Consider the following 25,823-nt stretch of genomic DNA (forward strand, 5'->3'; position numbering starts at 1 on the left):
AGGCCCTGGACGGGCGCCCCGGCCGCCCTCAGTAGCTGGGGAGTATCCGAGGACCCAGGTCGGTGCGGGCAGGGGGGTGGGCGATGCGCACGGTGGCGCTGAGGACGGACAGTCCCTCGGTCGCGACGACGACCGGTTCCAGGGTCACGCCGACGACCTCCGGGTGATCGTCCACGAGCCGGGACAGGCGCAGGAGGAGCTCTTCCAGGGCCGGGGTGTCCACGGGCTCGCTCCCGCGCCAGCCGAAGAGCAGGGGAGCGGTCCGGATGGACCGGATCAGTCCGGCGACATCCCGGTCGGTGGCCGGGACGAGCCGGTGGGCGGTGTCGCCGAGCAGCTCGGAGGCGACCCCGGCGAGCCCGAAGGAGAGGACGGCGCCCGCGGCCGGGTCGATGACGGACCGCACGACGGTGTCGACCCCGCGGGGCACCATGGCCTGGACGACGGGGAGCAGCTCGGCGGGCGTGCCGAGCAGGTCGGTCAGTTCGTCGTACGAGCGGCGCAGCTCCGCCTCGGTCGTCAGGTCCAGGCGTACGCCGCCCAGGTCCGCCCGGTGGCGCAGGTGCGGGGCGGTGGTCTTGAGCGCGACGGGGTAGCCGAGGGTCTCGGCGGCCCGTACCGCGGCGTCGGCGGTGGGCGCGGGCAGGGTGGGCAGCACGCGGATGCCGTACCGCGCGAGCAGCTCGGCGGCGTCGACCTCGCCGAGGGTGAGGACGCCGGGGTCGGTCCCGGTGCCGGCACCGGGACCGGTACCGGTACCGGCCCTGGCACCGGGGTCACCGCCCGGCCCGACGTCGGCCAGCAGCCCGGCGAGCTGGGCCGCGGCTCCGGCCTCGTCGATGTCCTCGTACGCGGGCACCTGGCCGGCGTGGGCGTTGGCCTGCCGCCACTGCCCGTACCGCACCGCTTCGGCCACGGCCCGTACGGCCCGCTCGGCTGCCGGGTAGGCGGGCAGGCGCACCGCAGCCGCCGCGCGGGGCCGGGGCGCCGCTTCGGACCGGGGGTCCCCGGCCCTGTTCCCGGCTTCGTCCCCGGGCGGGGTGGCGGCGAAGCCTCCTGCCGGGGAAAGGGCGTCCGCGAGGTCGGCGAGTTCCACGTGGACCACCGCCACCGGCTTCCCGGGGTGCTCGGCCACCGCTTCACGCAGCGCACCGGCCAGGTCGTCCACCAGGGGGCGCTCGCTGACGGAGGGGATCGCGGTGACGATGACCGCGTCGTTGGTGTCCGAGGCCAGCGCGGCGGCCAGGGCCGCCCGGAACTCGGCCGGACCGGCCGCCGTCGTCAGGTCCAGCGGGGTACCCGGCCGCAGCCCCTGCGTGAGGCAGGCGTCGTAGGTGAGGACGCCGAGCGACTCGGAGTTCCCGAGGATCGCCACGCGCGGCCCGCCGGGCAGCGGCTGCGAGGCCAGCAGCAGTCCGACGTCCACGAGCTCGGTCACCGTGTCGACCCGGATCACGCCCGCCTGCCGCAGCAGCGCCGAGACGGTGGTCTCCGCGAGCCTGGTCCCGGGCACCACGTGCCCCGCCGGGGTGTGGCGGCCCCCCTTGGCGACGACCACGGGCTTGACGGCCGCCGTCCGGCGGGCGAGCCGCGTGAACTTCCGCGGGTTGCCCAGGGTTTCGAGGTACATCAGCGCCACGTCCGTGGCCTCGTCGTCGTACCAGAACTGGAGGATGTCGTTGCCGGAGACGTCCGCCCGGTTGCCCGCCGAAACGAACGACGAGAGGCCCTCACCGCGCCGGAGCAGTGCCGAGAGCAGCGAGATGCCGATCGCCCCGGACTGGGTGAACAGCCCGATCCGGCCGCGCAGCGGCGCCGGGGCCGGGGCCAGCGAGGCGTTGAGCCCCACGTCCGGCGCGGTGTTGATCACGCCGAAGGCGTTGGGGCCGATCAGCCGCATCCCGTACGAGCGCACCTGGCGCACCAGTTCGCGCTGCCGGTCGAGTCCGGCCGGGCCGCTCTCCCCGTATCCGGCGGACAGCACCACCAGCCCCTGTACCCCGTGCTCACCGCAGGCCGCCACCGCCTCCGGGACCCGCTCGGCGGGCACGGCGATCACGGCGAGGTCGACCGGGGCGTCGACCTGGGCGAGTGCCCGGTAGGCCCGCACGCCCTCCAGCAGGTCGGTGGTGACGGCCTCGTTCACGGCGTAGAGGTGGCCGTGGAAGCCGCTGTCCCGGAGGTTGCGCAGCGCCGCCGCGCCCATGCCGCCGCCGGAGCGGCTGACTCCGATCACCGCCACCGAGCGGGGGGTCAGCAGCCGCTGGACCGAGCGGGCCTCGGCGCGCTGTTCGCGGGCCCGCTGGACGGCGAGGGACTCCTCGGTGGGTTCGAGGTCGAGGGTGAGGTGGACGGAGCCGTCCTCGAAGCTGCGCTTCTGCTGGTAGCCCGCATCCGTGAACACCTTGATCATCTTGGTGTTGGCGGGCAGCACCTCGGCGGCGAACCGGCGGATGCCCCGCTCCCGGGCCACCGCGCCGATGTGTTCGAGGAGCGCCGAGGCGACCCCGCGGCCCTGGTGGGCGTCCTGGACCAGGAACGCGACCTCGGCTTCGTCGGCGGGCAGGGAGGCGGGCCGGCCGTCGGGGCCGATGCGGTCGTAGCGGACGGTGCCGATGAACTCCTCGCCGACGGTCGCCGCAAGGCCGACCCGGTCCACGTAGTCGTGGTGCGTGAAGCGGTGCACGTCCCGGTCGGAGAGCCGCGGGTAGGGGGCGAAGAACCGGTAGTACTTCGACTCGTCCGAGACCTGCTCGTAGAAGCTGACCAACCGGGCGGCGTCCTCGGTGGTGATGGGCCTGATCCGGGCGGTGCCGCCGTCGCGCAAGACGACGTCGGCCTCCCAGTGGGCCGGGTACGAAGGATCCGACGCGGTGGTCATGCGGTGATCCTAAGGCCGGCGCCGGCCCAACTGCTCCTGCGCGGCGCATGAGGCAAGCCAGGGCAAATCGGTGCAAGCTGGGGAACATCGAACGGCGGGCGAAAGGGGCCGAAGGTCGGTCGGAGCATTCGGGGCGTCGTGAGAGACTGGTCTAGACAACCGCCAGAACCTGAAGGGCATCACCATGGCAGAGCGCCGCGTCAACGTCGGCTGGGCCGAGGGCCTGCACGCTCGTCCCGCCTCGATCTTCGTCCGCGCGACGACCGCCTCCGGGGTCCCGGTGACCATCGCGAAGGCCGACGGGAACCCCGTCAACGCCGCGTCCATGCTCGCGGTGCTGGGCCTGGGTGCCCAGGGCGGCGAGGAGATCGTCCTCGCGTCCGACGCCGAGGGTGCCGAGGCGGCGCTGGACCGCCTCGCCAAGCTGGTCGCCGAGGGCCTTGAGGAGCTCCCGGAGACCGTCTGACCCCGGCCCTTCGGGTTCGCGTCCGCGTGCGGCGAAGCCGCGGCCACCGGTGTGCGGTGGCCGCGGCTTCGTCGTGTTCCGCCCTCGGGAATTCCGCTTGCCCGGGTGGTGCGCAGGGGCGCCGCGCCGGCCGTTCCGCGGCGAAAAGACGTACGGACGCGCGCATTTCCGTCCCGCTCATAATCCGACCCGCTCACACGCGTCCACGGATATGCGTCACCCGAATATCCGTCGCCCGCATAACCCTCGCCCGGATATCCGTCCTTTTTATACGGGCTTTGTTAATGAGGACCGCTCGCCATGTTTACGACAGGTTGCGAAGTCCTCACCCGCAGCCGGTGCGCCCCCGCCGCCCGGTCGGCGTGGACCGCCGTCAGCGCGCGGGCCCGTTCCGCGTCTCCGCGCGCGACCGCGTCGACGATCGCCCCGTGCTCCGCCCAGGACTCCACCGGCCGCGCCGGGGCCTGGACGGCGTACATCCAGGCGATCTTGTGCCGCATCTGGGTGAGCAGCGCGATCAGCCCGGGGCTGCCCGAGGCCTGGGCCAGCGTCTCGTGGAACCAGCCTCCCAGGGCCCGCAGGTCCTCCCCCTGGCCCCGCCTGGCCCGCTCCTGACCCAGCCGCACCAGGCCGCGCAGCACCTTGAGATGGGCCTCCGTGCGCCGGCGGGCCGCCCGGGCGGCCGCGAGCGGCTCCAGCAGCATCCGCACCTCCAGCAGGTCGGCGGCCTCCTGCTCGGTCGGCTCGGCGACGCACGCGCCGGCGTGCCGCCGGGTGGTGACGAAGCCCTCCGACTCCAGGGTGCGCAGCGCTTCGCGGACCGGGACGCGGGAGACCCCGTAGCGGCGGGCGAGGACCTCCTCGGTCAGTCTGCCGCCCGGCTCGAACACCCCGGAGACGATGTCGTCGCGGATCGCTGTGCATACCGCGTGCGCAGGAATACGCAAGACCGGACCTCCGCCTATTTCCGACTGCCGACGCCATTTTGGCGCGGCCTTGTGGGCCGCACTGCGACTCTATTGCAACACGCGATATTTTCCGAGCACGGGCAGAAATTCCCCGGATATTTATGGCCACAACGCCAAGACCCCGGCTCGTGAGCCGGGGTCTGCGAAAGGATGTGGTGCGCGGCAGGCGGGCGTTGCAGGCCCGGCCCGTCCGTCAGACGTCGACGCCGTGCTGGCGCAGGTAGGCGACCGGGTCGATGTCCGAGCCGTACTTGGCGCCGGTACGGGCCTCGAAGTGCAGGTGCGGACCGCTGGAGTTGCCGGTGGAGCCCGACAGGCCGATCTGCTGGCCCGGGGTGACCTGCTCGCCGACGGAGACGCTCAGCGAGGACATGTGGCCGTACTGGGTGTACGTGCCGTCGTTGTGCTTGATGACGACGTTGTTGCCGTAGGCGCCGCCCCAGCCGGCCTCGACCACGGTGCCGAAGCCCACCGCGTGCACCGAGGTGCCGGAGGCCGCGTGGAAGTCGATGCCGGTGTGGCTGCCGGAGGACCACATGCCGCCACCCGCGTGGTACTGGGTGCTGATGTACGACTCGTCGAGCGGGGAGACGAAGGTGTTGAGGCGCTTGCGCTCCTCCTCGCGGGCCGCACGCTCCGCGGCCTCGCGCTCCGCCTTGGCCTTCTCCTCGGCCTTCTGCTTGGCCTCGGCGGCCCGGGCCTTGGCGTCGGCCTCGGCCTTCGCCTTGGCGGCGGCGGCATCGGCCGCGTTCTGCTGCGCCTCGGCCTGGGCCTCGATCTCGCCCGCGAGGTCCTCGGCGGTGACCACGGCGTTCAGGCCGGTGTCCTCCATCGAGGGGGTCTTGTCCGAGGCGGCGAACGCCGGTCCGGCCAGGGAGCCCACGACACCGGTGGTGGCGAGGGCGGCGATGCCGGCGTAACCGGCGGTCTTGCGGCTCAGACGGCTGGAACCACGGTGCTTACCGGCGGCACGACTGCCAAACGCCATGAAGGGGCTGATCCTTTCCTTCCTTCTCGCCTACCGGGTTAGCTGACGGGTTCGGAGCAGGAAGGTCTCCTACGGGCCCCCTCTGGCGAGGCGGTCCGATTCACCCCAGGGACGCATGTGGGTCCCCGGCTCCCCAGGCTCGCGCCTGACGGGGACTCGGCGATCGCTGCCCGGTGCCGCGGGTGCGGCGCGTACAACTGACGGACAGCACGCCCGACGCTAGGCGGATCATCAGTCAATCGCCAAACAGACGCGCTCTTTTGTTGCGTACGCCACAGCCCATACGAGCCCGCTCTCCGCCAAACAGACAAAAAGGGCTCCGGCGGACAAGCCCGCCGGAGCCCCGGAAGTGTCGGTCAGTTGCCGACGACGGTCACCTCGCCGATCCCGAGGGCGCGCACCGGCTCCTCGATCTGCGCCGCATCACCGACCAGCACCGTGACCAGGCGGTCCACCGGGAAGGCCGCCAGGACCGCCGAAGTCGCCTCCACCGTGCCGGTTTCGGCCAGCTGGGCGTACAACTGCGCCTGGTAGTCGTCCGGAAGCTCCTGCTCGACCTGGTCGGCCAGGGTGCCCGCGACGGCCGCCGCCGTCTCGAACTTCAGCGGGGCCACCCCCACCAAGTTCTGTACGGCCACGTCCCGTTCGGCGTCGGTGAGGCCGCCCTCGGCGAGGGTGCGCAGCACCTTCCAGAGGTCGTCCAGCGCCGGGCCGGTGTTGGGCGTGTCCACCGAGCCGCTGATGGCGAGCATCGAGGCGCCCTTGCCGTCGGCGGTGGAGCGCAGCACCTGGCCGAAGGCGCGCACGCCGTAGGTGTAGCCCTTCTCCTCGCGCAGCACCTTGTCCAGGCGGGAGGTGAGGGTGCCGCCCAGGCAGTACGTGCCGAGCACCTGCGCCGCCCAGACCCGGTCGTGACGGTCCGGCCCGATCCGGCCGATGAGCAGCTGCGTCTGGACCGCGCCGGGCCGGTCCACGATGATCACGCGGCCGGTGTCGTCGGCGGTCACCGGGGGCACCGGGTGCGGGGCCGCGGTGTTGCCGGTCCAGGCGCCCAGCGTGTCGGCGAGGACGGCGTCCAGGTCGATTCCGGTCAGGTCGCCGACGACCACCGCGGTGGCGGTGGCGGGGCGTACGTGGGCCTCGTAGAAGGCGCGTACGGCCGCGGAGTCGATCCGGGCGACCGTCTCCTCGGTGCCCTGGCGGGGCCTCGACATCCGCAGGGAGGCCGGGAAGAGCTGCCGGGACAGCTCCTTGGCGGCGCGGCGCTGCGGGTTGGCCAGCTCGTGCGGGATCTCGTCGAGCCGGTTGCGCACCAGCCGGTCGACCTCGCTGTCGGCGAAAGCCGGCGCGCGCAGGGCATCGGCGAGCAGACCGAGCGCCTTCGCCAGCCGGGAGGCCGGGACCTCCAGCGAGAGGCGCAGGCCGGGGTGGTCGGCATGTGCGTCGAGCGTGGCGCCGCAGCGCTCCAGCTCGGCCGCGAACTCCTCGGCGGAGTGCTTGTCGGTGCCCTCGGACAGCGCGCGGGCCATGATGGTCGCCACCCCGTCCAGGCCCTGCGGCTCGGCGTCCAGCGGGGCGGCGAGGTTGACCTCGACCGCGATCACCTTCTGGCCGGGCCGGTGGCAGCGCAGCACCGTCAGGCCGCTCGGCAGCGCACCGCGCTCGGGGGCGGGGAAGGCCCACGGCTTGGGCTGCCCGGCCTGCGGCTGCGGGTGGAAGGTCATCGTGACGGCTGCGGTGTCGCTCACTGCTCCGCCCCCTCGTTCTCGTTCTCGGTCTCGGTCGCCGCGGAGCCGCCGGCCTCGTAGGCCTCGTCGGCCTCGTCGGCCTCGTCGGCCTCGTCGGCCGCGAGCGGCTCGTACACCAGCACCGCGCGGTTGTCGGGGCGCAGTCGGGCCGCGGCCACGGCCTGCACCTCCTCGGGGGTGATGTCGAGGACGCGTTGGACGGCGGTCAGGGCGAGCTGCGGGTCGCCGAACAGCACCGCGAAGCGGCACAGTTCGTCGGCGCGGCCGGCCACCGTGCTCAGCCGGTCCAGCCACTCCCGCTCCAGCTGCGCCTGGGCGCGCTCCATCTCCTCGGCCGTCGGACCCTCAGCGGCGAACCGCGCGAGCTCCTCGTCGACGGCCGCCTCGATGGCGGGCACCTCGACCCCGCTGGAGGTCTTCACGTCCAGCCAGCCCAGCGAGGGGGCGCCGGCGAGCCGCAGCATGCCGAACCCCGCCGCGACGGCGCTCTGGTCACGGCGTACCAGGCGGTTGTGCAGCCGGGAGGACTCCCCGCCGCCGAGGATGGTCAGCGCGACGTCCGCTGCGTCGCACGCACGGGTGCCGTCGTGCGGGAGCCGGTAGGCGGCCATCAGCGCGCGGGCCGGGACCTCCTCGGTGATCTCCTCCCGCAGCTCACGGCCCATGATCTCCGGCAGCGTGCCGTCGCGCGGCGGCTGCTTGCCGTCGTGGCCGGGGATGGTGCCGAAGTACTTCTCGATCCAGGCGAGCGTCTGCTCGGGATCGATGTCGCCGACCACCGACAGCACCGCGTTGTTGGGCGCGTAGTACGTACGGAAGAAGGTGCGGGCGTCCTCCAGGGACGCCGCGTCCAGGTCGGCCATGGAGCCGATCGGCGTGTGGTGGTACGGGTGGCCCTCGGGGTAGGCGAGGGCCGTCAGCTTCTCGAAGGCCGTGCCGTACGGGACGTTGTCGTACCGCTGCCGGCGCTCGTTCTTGACCACGTCGCGCTGGTTCTCCATGGACTCGTCGTCCAGGGCGGCCAGCAGCGAGCCCATGCGGTCCGCCTCCAGCCAGAGCGCGAGCTCCAGCTGGTGGGCCGGCATGGTCTCGAAGTAGTTGGTGCGCTCGAAGCTGGTCGTGCCGTTCAGGGAACCGCCGGCCCCCTGGATCAGCTCGAAGTGCCCGTTGCCCGGTACGCTCGCCGAGCCCTGGAACATCAGGTGCTCGAAGAGGTGAGCCAGACCGGTCCGCCCCTTGACTTCGTGGCGCGAGCCGACGTCGTACCAGAGGCAGACTGCGGCGACCGGGGTCAGGTGATCCTCGGAGAGCACCACGCGCAGGCCGTTGGCCAGCCGGTGCTCGGTCGCTGTCAGGCCGCCGGAGCCGGCCTGGGCGGTGGCCGTGTGACCCATGGGCATGTGGTCCCTTCGATCGCGATGCAGAGATTTCCGTCAGACCTGCCACTGTATGCAAGCGCGTCGGCGGCCGGAGAAGTTCCCGGGGTCACTCCCCCGGACTCCGCCCGGGTGAGCCCCGGGGTCGGAGTGGGCGTTGTCCGTGCCTCGGGCCACAATGGTCCGCGTCAACCCCTGTCACACACCCGTACACCGTCATTCTTGGTTAAGGAGCCGCGCAGCGATGGCCCGCCGCAGCACGAAGACCCCGCCGCCGGAGGAGTTCGAGGAGAGGATCCTCGACATCGACGTCGTCGACGAAATGCAGGGCTCCTTCCTTGAGTACGCGTACTCGGTGATCTACTCCCGGGCCCTGCCCGACGCCCGGGACGGCATGAAGCCGGTACACCGCCGCATCGTGTACCAGATGAACGAGATGGGCCTGCGCCCCGACCGCGGGTACGTGAAGTGCGCCCGCGTCGTCGGCGAGGTGATGGGCAAGCTCCACCCGCACGGCGACGCGTCGATCTACGACGCCCTCGTGCGCATGGCCCAGCCCTTCTCCATGCGGCTCCCGCTGGTCGACGGGCACGGCAACTTCGGCTCGCTCGGCAACGACGACCCGCCGGCCGCCATGCGCTACACCGAGTGCAAGATGGCGGACGCCACGTCACTGATGACGGAGTCGATCGACGAGGACACCGTCGACTTCGCCGCCAACTACGACGGCCAGGAGCGGGAACCCGTCGCGCTGCCCGCGGCCTACCCGAACCTGCTGGTCAACGGCGCGTCCGGGATCGCGGTCGGCATGGCCACCAACATGCCCCCGCACAATCTGGGCGAGGTGATCGCGGCCGCCCGGCACCTGATCCGTTATCCGCACGCGGACCTGGAAGCGCTGATGCGCTTCGTGCCGGGCCCCGACCTGCCCACCGGCGGTCGGATCGTGGGCCTCTCGGGGATCAAGGACGCCTACGAGAACGGCCGCGGCACCTTCAAGATCCGCGCGACGGTCACCGTGGAGAACGTGACCGCGCGCCGCAAGGGCCTCGTCGTCACGGAACTGCCCTTCACGGTCGGTCCCGAGAAGGTCATCGCGAAGATCAAGGACCTGGTCGGCTCGAAGAAGCTCCAGGGCATCGCCGACGTCAAGGACCTGACCGACCGCTCGCACGGCCTGCGCCTGGTCATCGAGATCAAGAACGGCTTCCACCCGGAGGCCGTGCTGGAGCAGCTCTACAAGCTGACGCCGATGGAGGAGTCCTTCGGCATCAACAACGTGGCGCTGGTCGACGGCCAGCCGCTGACGCTCGGCCTCAAGGAGCTGCTGGAGGTCTACCTCGACCACCGCTTCGAGGTCGTGCGCCGGCGCAGCGAGTTCCGGCGCGGCAAGCGGCGCGACCGGCTGCACCTGGTCGAGGGGCTGCTGGTGGCCCTGCTCGACATCGACGAGGTCATCCGGATCATCCGCGACAGCGACAACTCGGCGCAGGCGAAGGAGCGGCTCATCGAGCACTTCTCGCTCAGCGAGATCCAGACCCAGTACATCCTGGACACCCCGCTGCGCCGGCTCACCCGCTTCGACCGGATCGAGCTGGAGTCCGAGCGCGACCGGCTGACCGGCGAGATCGACGAGCTGACCGGGATCCTGGAGTCCGACACGGAGCTGCGCAAGCTGGTCTCCACGGAACTGGCGGCGGTCGCCAAGAAGTTCGGCACCGAGCGGCGTACGGTCCTGCTGGAGTCGGCGGGCACGACGGTCGGGGCGGTGCCGCTGGAGGTCGCGGACGACCCGTGCCGGGTGCTGCTGTCCTCGACGGGCCTGCTGGCGCGCACGGTGACGGCTGAACCGCTGCCCGAGGAGGACGGGCCCCGCGCCAAGCACGACCTGATCGTCTCGCAGGTGGCGGCGACCGCCCGGGCCGATGTCGGTGTGGTCACCTCGTACGGGCGGCTGCTGCGGCTGCCCGTGATCGACCTGCCGCAGCTGCCGGACACCCACAGCGCGCCGAACCTGGCGGGAGGGGCCCCCGTCTCGGAGTTCCTCTCCGGGCTGGAGGCGGACGAGAAGGTGGTCTGCCTGACCTCGCTCGACGAGTCCTCCCAGGGCCTGGCGCTGGGCACCGAGCAGGGGGTGGTCAAGCGGGTCGTGCCGGACTACCCGGCGAACAAGGACGAGCTGGAGGTCATCACCCTCAAGGAGGGCGACCGGATCGTCGGCGCGGTCGAGCTCCGCACCGGTGAGGAGGACCTCGTCTTCATCACGGACGACGCCCAGCTGCTGCGCTACCCGGCGGCCCAGGTGCGCCCGCAGGGCCGCCCGGCCGGTGGTATGGCGGGCATCAAGCTCTCCGAGAACGCCAAGGTGATCCACTTCTCGGCGGTGGACCCGGCCCGGGACGCACTGGTGTTCACGGTGGCGGGCTCGCACGGGACGCTGGACGATTCGATGCTCTCCGGCAAGCTCACCCCGTTCGACCAGTACCCGCGCAAGGGCCGGGCCACCGGCGGCGTGCGCTGCCAGCGTTTCCTGAAGGGCGAGGAGCTGCTGGTGCTGGCCTGGACGGGCAACGCGCCGGTCCGCGCGGCATCGGCGAACGGAAGCCCGGCCGAACTGCCGGCCGTGGACCCGCGCCGCGACGGCTCGGGGGCCGCGCTGCCCGCATCCGTCGCCGCTCTGGCGGGGGGCGCGCTGTAGGACGTACGGCGGCGTTCGGGTGGTGCGTCCGAGGGACGTACCACCCGAATGCCGACTAGTGTTTTCCCCGTTGGTGCTTGTGGTGGGGGCGGGGGAAAACTGGTGAGCCGTCAGTCGAGCGGGATGATCGGGGACTGGGCCGAGGCTCAGCGCCGGCAGCAGCGGACGCAGTTGATCCAGCAGCGCGAGGCGGAGCGCCGCCGACGGGCATGGGACCGCGACGTGGCCCGGGGCGAGCGCGAGCAGCAGGCCGCCTACCGCCAGCATCGCGAGAACGAGGCACGGCGTCGTACGGAAGGCATCGAAGCCGAGGTCGCGGCGCTGCAGAACATGTTGGCCACGGGCTGCCGGGCGGTGGCGTTCCGGATGGCCTCCCTGGTACGGAGCGAGGAGCTCGAACCGTTCCGTCCCGGATCCCTGGCACATCCGGTGGCGATACCCCGCATCGAGCAGTTCCAGCAGCAGAGCAGTGGCATGGCGCTGGGTTCGTACCGGCGGGCCCAGGCGGAGCGTGAGGCACACGCCCAGTACACGCGGGCCCGGCAGAAGGCACACGCGGCCGAGACCCGGCGCCAACAGCAGCTCGCCGAACAGCGGCAGCAGTACGACCGGTGGGCGGCCGAGCAGCTCGCCGGGATTCGTGCGCACAACCGCGGGTTGAACGAGCTGGCCGATCGGCTGCGCGCGGGTGATGCCGAGGCCGCGGTGGAGTACTTCTCGGCCGCCCTGTACGCCTCCGCGGCCTGGCCCGAGCAGCTGCCGAGGCAGGTGTCGGCCGCGTACGACCAGGCGGCGCGGCAGCTGGTGCTCGACTGGGAGCTGCCGCGCTACGAGGTGGTGCCGGAGGCCAAGTCGGTGCGATACATGCCGAGCATCGACCAGGACAAGGAGACGGCCCGCCCGGTCACGCAGCGGCGGGCGCTCTACCGGGACCTGCTGGCGCAGTGCGTACTGCTGGTGGTGCGCGAGCTGTACGCGGCGGACGAGTTCGGCGTGCTCGACTCGGTCGTGGTCAACGGCTTCGTGGACGCCCACGATCCGGTGACGGGCCTGGAGGCGCAGCTCGTGCTCGCCGCGGTGTCGGTGACCCGGTCGGCCTTCCAGGGGCTGCGGCTGGAACAGGTCAGCGCGGTGGACTGCCTGGTGGAGGGTTTGCGCGGGCAGCTGTCGGCGCGGCCGGACCAACTGACCGCCGTACGTCCCGGGCGCCGGCCGGGCGAGGTCGGCGGCGTCGTCAGCCATGGCGGGCACACCGGCGGCGATGAGGACGAGCCCGACCTCTTCGAGATGGACCCGATCGCCTTCGAGAACCTGGTGGCGGAGCTCTTCCGGGCGATGGGCATGGAGGCGGTGACCACGCAGCGGTCGGGTGACGGCGGGGTGGACGTGGAAGCGCTGGACCCCGCTCCGATCCGTGGCGGGCGGATCGTGGTGCAGGTCAAGCGCTACCGGAACACGGTGCCGCCGACGGCCGTGCGCGATCTGTACGGCACGGTCCAGGACAAGGGGGCCAACAAGGGCGTGCTGGTCACCACGGCGTCCTTCGGACCGGGGTCGTACACCTTTGCCAACGGCAAGCCGCTGGAGTTGGTTCCCGGGGCCGACCTCGTGGAACTGCTGCACCGGTACGGACTGCGCGGCCGGCTGGGCGGCGGCACGGAGGCGGCCCGCAGGACCCCCGCGGCCTCTTCGGCTTCGGCTTCGGCTTCGGCGGAGCACAACGTGCTGGGCATGTCCTGGTCGGGGGCGGTGGCGCTGGACGTGTGCGCGCTCGTCTGCGAGGGCGGGCGGGTGCTGAGCGAGGACCACTTCGTCTTCTACAACAACCCGCGGTCACCCGACGGTTCGGTCCGGACCCGCCCGCACACCGCGCCCGACAAGGCAGCACTGGAGGTCGCCTTCGACGCCCTGCCGCAGCCCGCCGACCGGCTCGTCCTCGTCGCCGCCATCGACCCGGAGGCCGATCCGCACGCCGACCTGGCGGGCTTCACCGACGCCGGCATCCGCCTCCTGTCGGCCTCGGGTGAGGAACTCGGCCGCCTGGACGTCTCCGACGGCCGCGCCGGCGAAACCGCTCTGGTCCTCGGCTCATTCCGGCGCCGCTCCAACGGAGACTGGGATTTCGTGATCGGCGGCAAGGGTTACCGCGGCGGGCTGGAGGACCTCCTGCGCGAGTACGGCGTCGAGGTCGCCTAGAACTCCGCCGGATCCCCGACGCCCATGAGGTCCTCGGGGTCGGCGACCGCCTCGGCGCGGTCCTCGGCGCCGTCCTCCGGCTCCGGCGGCCGGGCGACGTAGCGCAGGATGCCCCACATGCTCTCGGGCGGGGCGTGCTGCGGCGCCGGTTCGCGGCAGGCCTCCAGCTCGCGCAGGAGCGCGGGGCCGTCGGTGCCGGAGCCGATCAGGACCAGTCGGCTCCGGCGGGATTCGCCTCCGGCCCAGGGGCCGGGGGCGAAGCGGAGGAAGCGGCCGACGGCGTGGACCTCGTAGCGCTCCTCGTGGCCGGGTACGCCGAAGTAGACGAAGCCCTTGACCCGGTACAGCCCGGCCGGGCGGCTGTCCAGGAAGTCGATGAACCGGCGCGGGCTCAGGGCCTGCTCCGAGTGGAACTCCGTGCTCTCGTACGCCGTGTGGACGTGGCCCGTGTGGTCCTCCTCCTCCGCGGCTTGGGACAGGAGGTCCTCGAAGGACAGCTGGCCCCTGGTCTCGGTCCACGGGCGCCGGTCGAAGAGCAGTTCCGGGTCGATCCTGCCGTGATCGGCGGTGACGAGGGGCACACCGGGACACAGAGCGGCCAGTTCGGCCTCGATACGGGACCGCTCGGCCGCATCCACCCGGTCGGTCTTGTTCAGGACCACCAGGTCGGCCACGGCGAGGTGGCGGTCCGTCTCGGGGTGTTTCGCCCGGGTGGCGTCGAACTCCGCCGCGTCCACGACCTCCACCAGCCCGCCGTACCGGATCGCGGGGTTCTCGCTGGCGACCAGCATCCGGATCAGTTCCTGGGGCTCGGCCAGGCCGCTGGCCTCGATGATGATGACATCGATGCGGTGGACGGGCGCGGAGAGCTTCTCCAGGTAGGCGTCGAGCTCGCTGCCGTCGACCGCGCAGCACAGGCAGCCGCCGCCCAGCGAGACCATCGAGTCGCCGACCTGTCCGGCCACCGACATCGCATCGACCTCGATCGACCCGAAGTCATTGACGACGACACCGATCCGGGTGCCTCCGCGGTTGCCGAGGAGGTGGTTGAGCAGGGTCGTTTTGCCGGATCCCAGGAAACCGGCAAGGACGACGACGGGAATGGGCTGGGCGGACGGGACGCTCGGGACGGGCTGCCTGCTGTTCACCCCGCCGATCGTAGTCAGCCGAGGGACGGGACGGGCTGCGGCGGGGTCGGGCCGGTGTAACGGGCGGCCGGACGGATGATTTTCGAATCGGCGGCCTGTTCGAGGATGTTCGCGCTCCAGCCGACCACGCGGGCCGCACAGAAGGTGGGGGTGAACATCTCTCGTGGCAGCCCGCACAGCTCCATGACCACGCCTGCGTAGAACTCCACGTTCGTGTGGAGCTCCCGCCCGGGCTTGAGCTCGGCGAGGATGTCCTCGACCTGCCGCTCCACCTCGACGGCGAAGTCCACCAGCGGGCCGCCGAACCGGAGGGCGATCTCGCGCAGCATCCGGGAGCGGGGGTCCTCGGTGCGGTACACGGGGTGTCCGAAGCCCATGATCCGGTCGCCGGCCAGGACGCGCTCGCGGATCCACGGCGCGATGCGGTCGGTCGTGCCGATCGCGTCCAGCGTGTCCAGGGCCCGGCTGGGGGCGCCTCCGTGCAGGGGCCCGGACAGCGCTCCGATCGCCCCGGTGAGGCAGGCCGCCACGTCGGCGCCCGTGGAGGCGATCACGCGGGCGGTGAAGGTGGAGGCGTTGAAGCCGTGGTCGACGGTGGAGATCAGGTACTGCTCCACGGCCCGCGCCTTGACCGGGTCGGGCTCCTGCCCGGTGAGCATGTAGAGGTAGTTGGCGGCGTACGGGAGGTCGGCGCGCGGCTCGACCGGCTCCAGGCCCTGTCCCAGCCGGTGGAGCGCGGTGAGCAGGGTCGGGACGGCGGCACAGGCGGCCAGCGCGTCCGCGGCGCGGCGCGCGGGATCGATGTCGTACACGGGGCGGAAGCCGGCGGAGGCGCCGAGCAGCGAGAGCGCGGTCCGCAGCCCGGCGAGGGGGCCGGAGAGCGCCGTGGCCCTGGCCAGGGCGGGCAGGGCGTCGCGGACCTCTGCCGGCAGCCGGCGCAGCGGGGTGATCTCGGCGGCGAAGGCCGCCTGCTCGGCGGCGTCACAGGGCAGGGCGCCCCGGAACATCAGGTGCCACACGTCCTCGAAGGTGCGCCCTGCGGCGAGCTCGACGGCCGAGTACTGACGGTAGTGGTAGAAGCCTTCGCGGCCGCGGACGTCGCCGAGCTCGGTCTCGGTGACCACGACTCCGGCGAGGCCGCGGGGTACATCGACGATGGTGTTCATGGATTGACCATCCATGCTTGACTCGATACTTGTCAATGTTGATTGAATCAACGTGTATAGGGTGGTGTTCATGAACGAGCACCCGCCCCGGGCGGACGATCAGGCAGCGGGCGGGCGGCGGCTCACCACCCGGGAAGCGGCGGAGCAGCTCGGGGTGAAGCCCGCCACCGTCTACGCGTACGTCAGCCGCGGTCAGCTGACGAGCCGCCGCGACGCGGTCGGAAGGGGCAGCACCTTCGACGCCCACGAGGTGGAGGCGCTGGCCCGGCGCAGCCGGCGTGAGGCGGCCGCTCCCGCCGGTGAGCTCTCCGTCCGCACCGCGCTCACCGCCATCGAGTCCGACCGGTACTACTTCCGCGGGGTGGACGCGGTGGAGCTGGCCACCGCCTTCCGCTACGAGGAGGTCGCCGAGTGGCTCTGGACCGGGACCGTGCACCGCGGAGCCCGGTTCACGGCACCCCCGGAGCTGCTGGCCGCCGCCCGGCGCGCGGTGGCCGCACTCCCGGACCACAGCGGTCCGATCGACCGGCTCCGGGTGGCGGTGGCCGCGGCAGCGGTCGTCGATCCGCTGCGTTTCGACCTGTCCGAGCAGGCCGTACTGGGTTCCGCGCGCGGCCTGATCCCCACGCTGGTCGGGGCCCTGCCCGAGGCCGCCCCGGCGCAGTGGCGCGGTGACGGCAGGCTGGCCCGGCAGCTGTGGTCCCGGCTGACGGCGCAGGACCCGGACCCGGACACCCTGGCCGTACTGGACCTGGCGCTGGCGCTGCTGGTCGACCACGACCTGGCCGCTTCCACCCTGGCCGTACGGGTGGCCGCCTCGGCGCGCGCCCATCCGTACGCGGCGGTGTCGGCCGGCCTCGGTGCACTGGAAGGCCCCCTGCACGGAGCTGCGGGCCGGCTCGCCCACCGGATGCTGGCGGAGGTCCTCGAACGCGGCGGGGCCGCGCCTGTGGTGGCGGAGTACCTGCGGGCGGGGCGGCGACTCCCCGGCTTCGGCCACCGGCTCTACCAGCGGGAGGACCCGAGGGCCACCGCCCTGTTCGCCCGGCTCGAAGGACTGTCCCAGGCGGGGCCGGCGCTCGCCGCCGCCCGGGAGGTGGCAGCGGTGGCGGCCCGCGACGGGCGCGGGCTGCACGCCAATGTGGACCTGGCGCTGGCGGTGGTCACCACGGCCTTCGGGATGCCGGCCGAGGCGGGCGAGACGGTGTTCGCGGTGGCCCGCACGGCGGGCTGGATCGCGCACGCCCTGGAGGAGTACCAGGAGCGTCCCCTCCGCATGCGCCCCACCGGCCACTACACCGGCCCCCGCCCGCCTCAGCCCCTCCCCTGACCTGCCGCCCCGGCCCGGCAAGCAGGCCCCGCGCACCGCGGCCCCGGAGGCCGAACTCGGCTTCCGCATGCCAAGCCCTCCCCGGCCCGGGCCCCGCACCCTCCGGTCACCAGACCGCCGTGAGGCCGCTCCCGCACGGGCCCGGCCACGGCCCTGCGAGCCGCGGCCCACCAGGCCCGGCCGGGGGTCGGCCGGCTCCTCGGCGGCCAAGGGGGAGCCCCGGCGGACGCGGGCGCCGGCGGTGCCGCCGTAGCCCCGGATCGGCTCCGCGGGGAGCGGCTTGGCATTCCGCTTGGGGCCGTGCCCGCCTACCGTTGCTGCCCATGCGGTTCCTCCCCCCGCGCTCACGGCGCCTCGGGCTGCCCAGACGGGCCGTCTCACAGATCCTGCTGACCCAGCTGGCCATCGCCGCCGGGGTCGTCGTGCTGGCCACCGGCCTGTTCCTGGCACCGCTGGGCGCGCAGCTCGACGACCAGGCCATGCGCCGCGCCCTGGCCATCGCCCAGAGCGCGGCCTCGGACCCGTCCCTAGCGACCGGCCTCCTCGCCTCGGGGCCGACGCCGGACAGCCCCGTACAGGCCTCCGCCGAGCGGATCCGCCGCGCCACCGGCGCCGAGTACGTGGTCGTGGTCGACCTCGACGGCATCCGCCGCTCCCACCCCAGTCCCGACCGGATAGGCCGGCCCGTCTCCACCGACCCCGGCCAGGCCCTCGCGGGCCGCGAGGTCATGGAGATCGACGAAGGCACCCTGGGCCGCTCCGCCCGCGGCAAGGTCCCCCTCCTCGCGGCCGACGGCGAGATCATCGGGGCGGTCTCCGTGGGCATCGCCTACGACAGCGTCCACGACCGGCTGCTCGGCGCCATCCCGGGCCTGTTCGCCTACGCGGGTGGCGCCCTGGCGGCCGGCGCGCTCGCCGCCTACCTGCTCTCCCGCAGGATCCAGCGACAGACCCGCGACCTCGCCTTCTCGGACATCGCCGAACTGCTCGCCGAACGCGAGGCCATGCTCCACTCGATCCGCGAGGGCGTGATCGCCCTCGACCGCGACGGCCGGATCCGCCTCCTGAACGACGAGGCCGCCCGGCTGCTCGGCCTCGTCCCCGAGGGCGCCGACACCGCCGGCACCCTTGCCGGCCGCCCGCTGGACGAGGTCCTCGGCGCGGGCCGCACCACCGACGTCCTCACCGGCCGGGTCACCGGCCGCGACCTGCTGACCGTCCAGGGCCCGCGGGTGCTGATCGCCAACCGGATGCCCACCGACGACGGCGGGACCGTCGCCACCCTGCGCGACCGCACGGAGCTGGAGCACCTCAGCCGCGAGCTCGACTCCACCCGGGGCCTCATCGACGCCCTGCGCGCCCAGGACCACGAGCACGCCAACCGCCTCCACACCCTCCTCGGGCTGCTGGAGCTCGGCTTGCACGAGGAAGCCGTGGCCTTCGTGACCGAGGTCGTCGGCGTCCACCGCACCACGGCCGAGCAGGTCACCGAGAGGGTGCACGACCCCCTGCTGGCCGCCCTTCTGGTAGGCAAGGCGACCGTGGCGGCCGAGCGCGGGGTGCCGCTTCGCCTCGCCGACGCCACGCTCCTGCCCGACCGCCTGGTCGATCCCGGCGGTGTCGTCACCATCACCGGCAACCTGGTGGACAACGCCCTGGACGCGGCCGTGGGCTCGGCCACGCCCCTCGTCGAGGTCGAGCTGCGCTCCGAGGGCCGTACGGCGATCCTCCGGGTCCGGGACAGCGGCCCGGGTGTGCCGGCCGCCCGGCGCGAGGAGATCTTCACCGAGGGCTGGTCGACCAAACAGCCCCGCGGCCACCGGGAGCGCGGGCTAGGGCTCGCGCTCGTACGCCGCCTCGCGGAGCGGCAGGGCGGCACGGTCCGGGCCGGCGAGGCAGCGGACGGAGGGGCGGAGTTCTCCGTCGTACTCCCGGAGGCCCTGCGATGAACGAGACCCCGATGCACGTATTGGTCGTCGACGACGACGTGCGTGTTGCCCGGATCAACGCGGCGTACGTGGCGAAGGTTCCCGGATTCCGCGTCGCGGCCCGGGCCCATTCCGCGGCGGAGGCACTGGACTTCCTCGCCGCCCACCCCGTGGACCTCGTCCTGCTCGACCACTACCTCCCCGACGAGAACGGCCTCGACCTGGTCCGCCGGTTGCGCCAGCTCGGCCACCACACCGATGTGATCATGGTCACCGCCGCCCGTGACCTGGCCACCGTCCAGGCCGCCATGCGCCTCGGCGCCCTCCGGTACCTCGTCAAGCCGTTCACGTTCGCCGGTCTGCGCGCCCGGCTGGAGGCGTACGCCGGCCTGCGCCGCACCCTTGAGACCGGCGGCGAGGCCGAACAGGCCGAAGTGGACCGGATCTTCGGTGCGCTCGCCGCCGCCGGCACCCCGAACGAGCTCCCCAAGGGCCACTCCCCCACCACCGCGGACCTGGTCCGCCGGGTCCTGCGCTCCGCGGAAGGGCCGCTGTCCACCCAGCAGATCGCCGACCGTGCCGGCATCAGCCGCCAGACCGCCCAGCGCTACCTGAAGCTCCTGGAACGCGCCGACCGGATCACCCTGGCCCTGCGCTACGGCGAGACGGGCCGCCCCGAGCACCGCTACTCCTGGCGCCCGACGGAAGGCGGCTGACGGAAGGCGGCTGACGGCCGACGGCATGCGGCTCACACGGCTCCCGCGCCGGTCAGCGAACGGACCTCCGTTTCGGCGTGCTTCGCGGCGTCCGGCTCCTCCACCGAGGTGACCGTCCCCATCCAGCCCGCCAGGAAGCCCAGCGGGATCGAGATCAGCCCCGGATTCTGCAGGGGGAAGAACTGGAAGTCCACACCGGGGAAGAGGGACTCGGCACTGCCGGACACCACCGGCGACAGGACCACCAGCACCACGGCCGGCACGAGCCCCCCGTACACCGACCAGACGGCTCCCCGCGTGGTGAAGCCGCTCCAGAACAGCGAGTAGAGCAGCACGGGCAGATTGGCCGAGGCCGCCACGGCGAAGGCGAGCCCCACCAGGAACGCCACATTCAGGTCCTGGGCGAGCAGCCCGAGGGCGATCGCCACCGCGCCGACCCCGACGGCCGCGACCCTGGCCACCGCGACCTCGCTGCGCTGCCTGGCGTGGCGGCGCTTCAGCGAGGCGTACAGGTCATGCGCGACGGAGGCGGACGACGCGAGGGTGATCCCGGCGACCACGGCAAGGATCGTGGCGAAGGCGATCGCGGCCACGAGGGCGAACAGCACCGCGCCCCCGGTGGATTCGGCGCCGCCCCCGAGGAAGGCGGCGAGCAGGGGCACGGCCGTGTTCCCCGAGGCGTTGGACGCCCGCACCGCGTCGGGGCCCACGAGCGCGGCCGCCCCGAAGCCGAGCACGATGGTCATGAGGTAGAAGCCGCCGATCAGGCCGATCGCCCACACCACCGACCGGCGGGCCGCCCGGGCGGTCGGCACCGTGTAGAAGCGCGACAGGATGTGCGGCAGCCCGGCGGTCCCCAGGACCAGTGCGAGGCCGAGGCTGATGAAGTCGAAGCGGGCGGTCCAGTCCGCGCCGTACTTGAGCCCCGGGCTCAGGAACCGCAGGCCGTGGCCGCTGCGCTCGGCGGCGCTCCTGAGCAGCTGGTCGAAGTTGCCGTGGAAGCGCAGCAGCACCAGCACGGTGAGGGCGACGGCCCCGCCCATCAGCAGCGCCGCTTTCACGATCTGGATCCAGGTGGTGGCCCGCATCCCGCCGAAGGACACGTAGACCACCATCAGCGCCCCGACCCCGACCACGGTCAGGGTGCGGGCCGCGGTGCCCGAATCGCCGAGCAGCAGCCCCACCAGGCTCCCCGCACCGACCATCTGCGCCACGAGGTAGAGCACCGAGACCGTGACCGAGGAGATCCCGGCGGCGATCCGGACGGGCCGCTCGCTCATCCGGGCCGCGATCACGTCGGCGAGGGTGAAGCGCCCGCAGTTGCGGACCAGTTCGGCGACGAGGAACAGCACGACCAGCCAGGCGACGAGGAAGCCCACCGAGTACAGCAGCCCGTCGTAGCCGAACAGGGCGATCAGCCCGGAGATGCCGAGGAAGGACGCGGCCGACATGTAGTCCCCGGCGATGGCGAACCCGTTCTCCAGCGGCGAGAAGAGCCTGCCGCCGGCGTAGAACTCCTCGGCGGAGCCGTGCCGGTTGCGGCTCACCCAGGTGGTGATGCCCAGGGTGACCGCGATGAAGACGCTGAACAGGAACAGCGCCAGCATCTGGTGTTCGGTGGTCACCGGCCCGCCTCCTGGCCCTTGTTGCGCTCCTGGCCGCGCTCCTGCTCGAAGACCGTCCAGCGCAGGTCCAGCGCCGCCCGGTCCCGGCGCAGCCGCGCGTGCCGGGCGTACGCCCAGGTCAGCAGGAAGGTGCTGAGGAACTGGCCGAGGCCGGCGAGCAGTGCCACGTTGACCGCCCCGGCGACGGGCCGGGCCATGAGCCCGGGCGCCGCGGTGGCGGCGATCACGTAGGCGACGTACCAGAGGAAGAAACAGGCGGTCGCGGGGAGGACGAACCTCCGGTAGCGGCTGCGGACCTCTTGGAAGGCGGCGCTGCGCTGCACTTCCAGATAAATTTCGGATGTCCCTGGGGCGGCCCGCCCGCCGGTGGCCGGGCGCGGCACAGGGGCGTCCTCGCCTTCGCCCCAGCCGACGGCGAGCGCGTCGTACCAGGGATCGTCCAGCCGGATCGTTCCGGCGTCACCTTCGTGCTTGTCCACCGAACTCTCCTTGTCCGCTGCCGCATTGGCTGCGTGCCCACAAGGATGTGCGGTATGGACGGTTTCCGGACTTGTGTACCGGTGGTCTTCACTCCTTCAGGTGATGGAGCGAAGACCACCGGTGTGCCGTGGGCCGGGACGCCTCCGCTCAGGCGTCGATGCGCGAGCGGTCCAGGGTCGCCGCGGAGCCGGTGATGAACTCCTTGCGGGGCGCCACCTCGTTGCCCATCAGCAGGTCGAAGACCTGCTCGGCCGAGTCCAGGTCGCCGATGTTGATCCGGCGCAGCGTGCGGTGGCGCGGGTCCATGGTGGTCTCCGCCAGCTGGTCGGCGTCCATCTCACCGAGGCCCTTGTACCGCTGGATCGAGTCCTTGTACCGGATGTTCTTGCGCTGGAACTCCAGCAGGGTCTGGCGCAGTTCGTTGTCCGAGTACGTGTAGACGTACTTGTCCTGGCCCTTCTTGGGCTGCACGAGCTCGATGCGGTGCAGCGGCGGAACGGCGGCGAAGACACGGCCCGCCTCCACCATCGGCCGCATGTACCGCTGGAAGAGCGTCAGGAGCAGGCAGCGGATGTGCGCGCCGTCGACATCGGCGTCGACGAGCAGGACGATCTTCCCGTAGCGCGCGGCGTCGATGTCGAAGGTCCGGCCCGAGCCGGCTCCTATGACCTGGATGATCGCCCCGCACTCGGCGTTCTTGAGCATGTCCGAGACCGACGACTTCTGGACGTTCAAAATCTTGCCGCGGATCGGCAGGAGCGCCTGGAATTCCGAATTCCTGGCCAGTTTGGCCGTACCGAGGGCCGAGTCGCCCTCGACGATGAAGAGCTCGCTGCGCTCCACGTCGTCGCTGCGGCAGTCCGCCAGCTTCGCGGGCAGGGAGGAGGACTCCAGCGCGGTCTTGCGACGCTGCGCCTCCTTGTGCTGGCGGGCTGCGATCCGGGTCCGGGCGGCCGCGACGACCTTCTCCAGGACGGCGCGGGCCTGCTGCTTGTCGTCGCGCTTGGTGGAGGTCAGGAAGGCCTTGAGCTCCTTGGCGACCACCGCGGCGACGATGCGCGTCGCGGCCGAGGTGCCGAGCACCTCCTTGGTCTGACCCTCGAACTGCGGCTCGGCCAGCCGGACGGTGACGACCGCCGTCAGGCCCTCCATCGCGTCGTCCTTGACCACGTCGTCCTCGGCGACGCGCAGGAGCTTCGCGGAGCGCAGCACCTCGTTCACGGTCTTGGTGACCGAGCGCTCGAAGCCGGTGATGTGGGTGCCGCCCTTGGGCGTGGCGATGATGTTGACGAAGGACTTGACCTGGGTCTCGTACCCGGTACCCCAGCGCAGGGCGATGTCCACGCCGAGCTCGCGGGTGACCTCGGTGGGGGTCATGTGGCCGCGCTCGTCGAGCACGGGCACGGTCTCCTTGAACGTTCCCTGGCCGGTCAGCCGCAGCACGTCGCAGACGGCCTTGTCCTGGGCCAGGTAGTCGCAGAACTCGCTGATGCCCCCGTCGAAGCGGAAGATCTCCTCGGTCTTGCCGGCGCCGTCGATGCCGCGCTCGTCGCGGACGACGATCGTCAGGCCCGGGACGAGGAAGGCGGTCTGGCGGGCGCGCTGGTAGAGCGTCTCCAGGGAGAGCCGGGCGTCCTTGAGGAAGATCTGCCGGTCCGCCCAGTAGCGGATGCGGGTGCCGGTCCGGCCCTTGGGGATCCGCTTGATCTTGTGGAGGCCGTTGGACGGGTCGAACGGGCTGTCGGGGCCCTGCTCGGTGAACATCCCGGGGACGCCGCGGCGGAAGCTGATCGCGTGCGTGGAGCTGCCCCGGTCGACCTCGACGTCGAGACGGGCGGAGAGCGCGTTGACCACGGAGGCGCCGACGCCGTGCAGGCCGCCGGAGGCCGCGTAGGAGCCGCCGCCGAACTTGCCGCCGGCGTGCAGCTTGGTCATCACGACCTCGACGCCGGACAGCCCGGTCTTGGGCTCGACGTCCACGGGGATGCCGCGGCCGTTGTCCCGGACCTCGACGGAGGCGTCCTCGTGGAGGATCACCTCGATGTGGTCGCAGTACCCGCCCAGGGCCTCGTCGACGGCGTTGTCGATGATCTCCCAGAGGCAGTGCATGAGGCCCCGGCTGTCGGTGGAGCCGATATACATGCCGGGGCGCTTGCGGACGGCCTCAAGGCCTTCGAGGACGAGGAGGTGCCGCGCGGTGTAGTTGGAGCCGTCCCGGTCTGCTCCGGACAGCAGCGCGCTGGAAGGCACGGACGTGTCGGCGGTCACGCAGTTCGCTCCTCGCTGAATTTCTTTTTCTGGCCCGGTTGGGCGCAGGGTGGCTCGGTTGCCCGTCGAAGGGTACCGAGGCCTGGTAGAGCGGATGCAACGCCACCCTCGCCCTTCATCAGCCTAGTGCAGATCCGCACGGATGTTCGATCCCCCGCAGGGGTGAAGCAAACATCACGTTCCCTTCCGCGCATGAACCATTTAGGGTTCGGGCACGTCCTCATGAACAAACCGGCACTCACGCCGGCGAGGACGGACTGCAGCAAGCGAACGACTGACAACGCGAAACCGTAAAGCAACGCAATACGGCTCCTTCGCCGCCAACCGGCAACAGCCGGCCAGCTTCGGAAGGAAGTTTCGAGGAAAAGCCGAGAGCGGGAACGTTTTCGGCCTGGTTGGATGTTGACCCTGGTACGACAGCTCGTCGAGCTAGAGAAGAGGCGACGTGACTACTGTTCTGACACCCGCGACCCCGCTGACGGCCGCTGACCGATGCGACCGTTGCGGCGCCCAGGCATATCTGCGCGTCGTCCTGCTGAGCGGCGGTGAACTGCTCTTCTGCGCCCACCACGGGCGTAAGTTCGAGCCGGAACTCAAGAAGATCGCCGCGGAAATACAGGATGAGACCGAGCGGCTCACGTCCGCTCCGGCGGCGAACGCCGACACCGAGGACCGCTGACACAGGCCTGCACCTCGCATCCGACGAGCCACAGCCCGGCCAGGCCGGGCGACGGGCGGCGTCTCTGAGACCCAGAGACGCCGCCCGTCCTCACATCTGCCCTCCGACTCCGCCGCAGGTCGTCACCGCGCCGTCACCGTGCCCACGGTCAGGGGGCGCCGCCCTCTTCCCGGGCGGAACCGTCGGAGACGCCCGCCGTCTGCCCCTGTACGGCCCGTGCGGCCGGTCCGAGGCCCCTGGGCGCCCCCCACCAGGCCTCCGGACCCTGCGCAGGCTGCGAGCCCGTCTCCGCAGCCGTCACGAAGCCGGCCAGCGGAGCGATCTTGGTGTAGACCCCCGGGCTGTCGGCCCGGCCGCAGCCGCGCCCCCAGGACACCAGGCCGATGAGCCGGCCCTGGGCGACCAGCGGCCCGCCGCTGTCCCCCTGGCAGGCGTCCCGGCCGCCCCCCAGGTGTCCGGCACACACCATGGACTCCGGCCGGTACTGGCCCTCCGCGCTTCCGGGATACGCCCGGCGGCAGACCTCGTCCTCCAACACGGTCACCCGTGCCGCACGCAGGCCGTACGCGTAGTCACCGAACCCGCTGGTGTCGCCCCAGCCGTACACGGCCGCCTCGGAGCCGGGTGCGTAGCGGGGATCCCCCTCCCCCGCCATGGGCAGCACGTACCCCGCGGGCACGGCCTCGTCGAGCTCCAGGACCGCCAGGTCCCCGACATTGGTCCTGGGGTCGTAGCCGGGGTTCACCCGGGCGGCCCGTACCGCGATCTCACGGCCGTCACCCGCGGTCAGCTGGGTACGGCCCGCAACCACACGCAGGTCGGGAACGGCCTCGACCGTGGTGCCGAGCACCTGGCGGGCCAGGCAGTGGGCCGCGGTCAGCACCTTGGTCGGCGCCACGACGACGCCCCCGCAGAACTGCCCGGCCCGCGTACCCCCGAACCGGTCACGGCTGGCGAGGGCCACGACCCAGGGGCTGTCGGCCGCTTTCACCGGCTTCCCGCCGATCACCACACTGTCCGCGGCCGCCTCGGGCAGCTGCGCCAAGGGCACTGCGGCCGCTCCCGCCACCAGGGCCAGCGCGCCTGCCAGGACACGGGCAAAGGGACGACGCATGGGGCCTCCTGACTCTGGGTGTGCATGACTCCACCCAGAGTGGGACGC

18 protein-coding genes and 1 riboswitch are annotated in these 25,823 nt (G+C 72.2%); of the genes, 7 read left to right on the plus strand and 11 right to left on the minus strand.

Going from position 1 to position 25,823, the window contains the following annotated elements:
• Window positions 1-28: 28 nt before the first annotated feature.
• Complete coding sequence (locus AB0B01_RS07995) at window positions 29-2,881, minus strand: GNAT family N-acetyltransferase (RefSeq protein ID WP_361714051.1); 2,853 nt, start codon at window positions 2,879-2,881, stop codon at window positions 29-31.
• A 184-nt stretch (window positions 2,882-3,065) separates the two neighbouring features.
• Between AB0B01_RS07995 and AB0B01_RS08000 the strand changes: the two genes are divergently transcribed.
• Window positions 3,066-3,347 carry an HPr family phosphocarrier protein gene (locus AB0B01_RS08000; RefSeq protein ID WP_048477591.1) on the plus strand — a complete coding sequence of 94 codons (282 nt, stop codon included), beginning with the start codon at window positions 3,066-3,068 and terminating at the stop codon, window positions 3,345-3,347.
• Between the two features lie 281 nt (window positions 3,348-3,628).
• On the opposite strand, the gene AB0B01_RS08005 is transcribed toward AB0B01_RS08000, so the two are convergent.
• The 4 genes from AB0B01_RS08005 to AB0B01_RS08020 form a co-directional block, all read right to left on the minus strand.
• On the minus strand, window positions 3,629-4,294 hold the full coding sequence (locus AB0B01_RS08005) for a GntR family transcriptional regulator (RefSeq protein ID WP_361714054.1): 666 nt from the start codon (window positions 4,292-4,294) through the stop codon (window positions 3,629-3,631).
• Window positions 4,295-4,508: 214 nt separating this feature from the next.
• Window positions 4,509-5,303 (minus strand): M23 family metallopeptidase, encoded by a 795-nt coding sequence (locus tag AB0B01_RS08010; RefSeq protein ID WP_361714057.1) that lies wholly within the window; start codon window positions 5,301-5,303, stop codon window positions 4,509-4,511.
• Between the two features lie 13 nt (window positions 5,304-5,316).
• A riboswitch (cyclic di-AMP (ydaO/yuaA leader) is annotated at window positions 5,317-5,475 on the minus strand.
• Between the two features lie 184 nt (window positions 5,476-5,659).
• On the minus strand, window positions 5,660-7,027 hold the full coding sequence (locus tag AB0B01_RS08015; protein WP_361714129.1) for a pitrilysin family protein: 1,368 nt from the start codon (window positions 7,025-7,027) through the stop codon (window positions 5,660-5,662).
• Window positions 7,028-7,047: 20 nt separating this feature from the next.
• On the minus strand, window positions 7,048-8,451 hold the full coding sequence (locus AB0B01_RS08020; RefSeq protein WP_361714060.1) for a pitrilysin family protein: 1,404 nt from the start codon (window positions 8,449-8,451) through the stop codon (window positions 7,048-7,050).
• 220 nt (window positions 8,452-8,671) lie between these two features.
• Here AB0B01_RS08020 and AB0B01_RS08025 point away from each other — a divergent pair, with 220 nt between their 5' ends.
• Window positions 8,672-11,125, plus strand: a complete 2,454-nt coding sequence (locus AB0B01_RS08025) for a DNA topoisomerase IV subunit A (RefSeq protein WP_361714062.1) — start codon at window positions 8,672-8,674, stop codon at window positions 11,123-11,125.
• A 123-nt stretch (window positions 11,126-11,248) separates the two neighbouring features.
• Window positions 11,249-13,321, plus strand: coding sequence for a restriction endonuclease (locus AB0B01_RS08030; RefSeq protein WP_361714132.1), 2,073 nt, complete (start codon window positions 11,249-11,251; stop codon window positions 13,319-13,321).
• Here the strand turns inward: AB0B01_RS08030 and AB0B01_RS08035 are convergent.
• Window positions 13,318-14,469, minus strand: a complete 1,152-nt coding sequence (locus tag AB0B01_RS08035; protein ID WP_361714065.1) for a GTP-binding protein — start codon at window positions 14,467-14,469, stop codon at window positions 13,318-13,320. The two genes, AB0B01_RS08030 and AB0B01_RS08035, sit on opposite strands and share 4 nt — an antisense overlap.
• A gap of 14 nt (window positions 14,470-14,483) precedes the next feature.
• On the minus strand, window positions 14,484-15,650 hold the full coding sequence (locus AB0B01_RS08040) for a citrate synthase/methylcitrate synthase (RefSeq protein WP_361714068.1): 1,167 nt from the start codon (window positions 15,648-15,650) through the stop codon (window positions 14,484-14,486).
• A 55-nt stretch (window positions 15,651-15,705) separates the two neighbouring features.
• On the opposite strand from AB0B01_RS08040, the gene AB0B01_RS08045 reads away from it, so the two are divergent.
• From AB0B01_RS08045 to AB0B01_RS08055, 3 genes are all read left to right on the plus strand, one after another.
• Window positions 15,706-16,965 carry a citrate synthase gene (locus AB0B01_RS08045; protein WP_361714071.1) on the plus strand — a complete coding sequence of 420 codons (1,260 nt, stop codon included), beginning with the start codon at window positions 15,706-15,708 and terminating at the stop codon, window positions 16,963-16,965.
• Window positions 16,966-17,288: 323 nt separating this feature from the next.
• Window positions 17,289-18,914 (plus strand): sensor histidine kinase, encoded by a 1,626-nt coding sequence (locus AB0B01_RS08050; protein ID WP_361714074.1) that lies wholly within the window; start codon window positions 17,289-17,291, stop codon window positions 18,912-18,914.
• The gene (locus AB0B01_RS08055) at window positions 18,911-19,609 is read left to right on the plus strand and encodes a response regulator (protein WP_361714077.1); all 699 of its coding nucleotides are present in this window, start codon (window positions 18,911-18,913) and stop codon (window positions 19,607-19,609) included. Before AB0B01_RS08050 ends, AB0B01_RS08055 begins: the two co-directional genes overlap by 4 nt.
• Window positions 19,610-19,641: 32 nt before the next feature.
• Here the strand turns inward: AB0B01_RS08055 and AB0B01_RS08060 are convergent, their stop codons facing one another.
• From AB0B01_RS08060 to AB0B01_RS08070, 3 genes are all read right to left on the minus strand, one after another.
• On the minus strand, window positions 19,642-21,234 hold the full coding sequence (locus AB0B01_RS08060; protein WP_361714080.1) for a cation acetate symporter: 1,593 nt from the start codon (window positions 21,232-21,234) through the stop codon (window positions 19,642-19,644).
• A complete protein-coding gene (locus tag AB0B01_RS08065) occupies window positions 21,231-21,713 on the minus strand; it encodes a DUF485 domain-containing protein (RefSeq protein ID WP_361714083.1) in 483 nt (160 codons plus the stop codon). Before AB0B01_RS08065 ends, AB0B01_RS08060 begins: the two co-directional genes overlap by 4 nt.
• A 148-nt stretch (window positions 21,714-21,861) precedes the next feature.
• Window positions 21,862-23,982 carry a DNA topoisomerase IV subunit B gene (locus tag AB0B01_RS08070; RefSeq protein ID WP_361714086.1) on the minus strand — a complete coding sequence of 707 codons (2,121 nt, stop codon included), beginning with the start codon at window positions 23,980-23,982 and terminating at the stop codon, window positions 21,862-21,864.
• Between the two features lie 445 nt (window positions 23,983-24,427).
• Between AB0B01_RS08070 and AB0B01_RS08075 the strand changes: the two genes are divergently transcribed.
• Complete coding sequence (locus tag AB0B01_RS08075) at window positions 24,428-24,661, plus strand: hypothetical protein (protein WP_243631750.1); 234 nt, start codon at window positions 24,428-24,430, stop codon at window positions 24,659-24,661.
• 148 nt (window positions 24,662-24,809) lie between these two features.
• Here the strand turns inward: AB0B01_RS08075 and AB0B01_RS08080 are convergent, their stop codons facing one another.
• Window positions 24,810-25,775 (minus strand): serine protease, encoded by a 966-nt coding sequence (locus tag AB0B01_RS08080; RefSeq protein WP_361714089.1) that lies wholly within the window; start codon window positions 25,773-25,775, stop codon window positions 24,810-24,812.
• Window positions 25,776-25,823 lie beyond the last annotated feature (48 nt).

It is taken from the genome of Streptomyces sp. NPDC044571, from assembly GCF_040647115.1.
Lineage (GTDB): Bacteria > Actinomycetota > Actinomycetes > Streptomycetales > Streptomycetaceae > Streptomyces.